Raw genomic sequence first — 568 nt, 5'->3', positions numbered from 1 at the left:
TTGCTGGTGCTCGTGCTGCTCGGCGCCTGGATCTGGCGCCGGCGCCTGCGTGGAGGCACCGCATGACATCCAGCGCTAGCCCGCATTTCTACCTGCTGCCGGCGGACGGCGCCGCCTCGGCCACGCGCCTGGACAGCCTGGCGCTGGCCCTGCTGCTGCTGACCGGCGCGGTGGTCCTGGTCGTGCTGGTGCTGACGATCGGCTTCGCCGTGCGCTACCGCGCCGGTTCCGACGCGGACCGCAGCAACGCGCCCAGCCAGGGCCGCGGCATCGAGATCGCCTGGACGCTGACACCGCTGCTGCTGTTCCTCGGCATCTACGCCTGGGCCGCCATCGACTACGTCACTGGCCTCGGGCGCGAGGCGATCCTCGCCCACGAGGAGCGCCTGCGCGACTACGCCCATGAGCGCCTGGGCGCGATGAACTCGCTGCGCATCCTCGGGCGCGCGCCGGGCAAGGGCGCGATTCTCTCCTTCGAGATGCGCGGCGCGCACGCCCACGACGTCGCGACTGTCATCGACCGGGCCGGCATCGCGGTGCGGGCCGGCACCCACTGCGCGCAGCCCTT

General features: G+C 72.7%; 2 pseudogenes. Both read left to right on the top strand.

Going from position 1 to position 568, the window contains the following annotated elements:
• Window positions 1–62: 62 nt before the first annotated feature.
• Window positions 63–254, top strand: a pseudogene (locus I6F16_RS37930) (hypothetical protein); the annotation flags it as partial.
• 39 nt (window positions 255–293) lie between these two features.
• A pseudogene (locus tag I6F16_RS37925) lies at window positions 294–568 on the top strand (aminotransferase class V-fold PLP-dependent enzyme); the annotation flags it as partial.

Origin of the sequence: Bradyrhizobium sp. IC4060 (assembly GCF_020193715.1) — a bacterium.
In the GTDB taxonomy this organism is placed as follows: Bacteria; Pseudomonadota; Alphaproteobacteria; order Rhizobiales; family Xanthobacteraceae; genus Bradyrhizobium; species Bradyrhizobium yuanmingense.
Note: the sequence above shows the minus strand (reverse complement) of the source record. Positions and strands in the feature narration are given on the sequence as shown.